Genomic DNA, 716 nt, shown 5'->3' on the forward strand with positions numbered 1-716 from the left:
TAGTGAAGTTGTCTTGCCGCGATCCTGCCGAAAGCCAGCCAGCGTGAACGACAGGTTGTACGGAAGTGCTTTCAGCTGGCCAACTCTAAGGTTTCTTGCCTCGGTTTTCCCTTTTCCGGTGCCCTGACGGCGCGGCTCGTCAGTTATGGGAAGCAACCAGCTCACACCGAGGACACACGCCGTCGGCCGCATCCGTGAGTTGGCGCACAATCTCTTGCATGAGATCTTCACGCTCCCAGCACGTGCCATCACTCTTGGTGATACTTCTGGCGCGGTAATAAGCATGGGTTTCGGCGCCGCCGTCTCCGACGCGGATCATGACCTCTGGATGGAAGGGGCAGACGACTATAGCACGCGTTGTCAGCAACGCATAGCGCATGGTCGATTCGAGATTGTCGGTGTGGAGCGGCATCCTACCCTCCCGCTTCGGGCCGCACGCGTATATGAGCGCGCAAGGAAAGGCGCAGCCCAATTCTGACTCTCCTGCGCCGTGGGCCTCAGCGTCGCGCGGCACAATGCATTGCGCGACGCCGTAGCGATTACTTACGCTCCGCGTCAGCCTCCTGCTCAAGCCGCAAAATATGTGCGCGCAGCGTGTCAAACCGCTCCTCGGCAACGTCGCTGAATAGCGGGTCATTGTGACTCGTCGCGGCTGAAGCGATCTCAGTCCAATCTTGAGGCTCGAGAACCTTAACTGCCACGGGAAAAAAATCGCG

The 716-nt window shown here is 58.9% G+C and carries 1 protein-coding gene; it reads right to left on the minus strand.

Translation table 11 applies throughout. The annotated features are described in order from the left end of the window. Positions 1–139: 139 nt before the first annotated feature. Complete coding sequence (locus AC0L27_RS41105; protein ID WP_473323798.1) at positions 140–412, minus strand: hypothetical protein; 273 nt, start codon at positions 410–412, stop codon at positions 140–142. Between the last annotated feature and the right edge of the window lie 304 nt (positions 413–716).

The organism is Bradyrhizobium sp. Ken51, assembly GCF_055807435.1.

Coding starts and splice junctions, on each gene's coding strand:
- AC0L27_RS41105 (WP_473323798.1), bottom strand. CDS start 412: ATGCCGCTCCACACCGACAATCTCGAATCGACCATGCGCTATGCGTTG.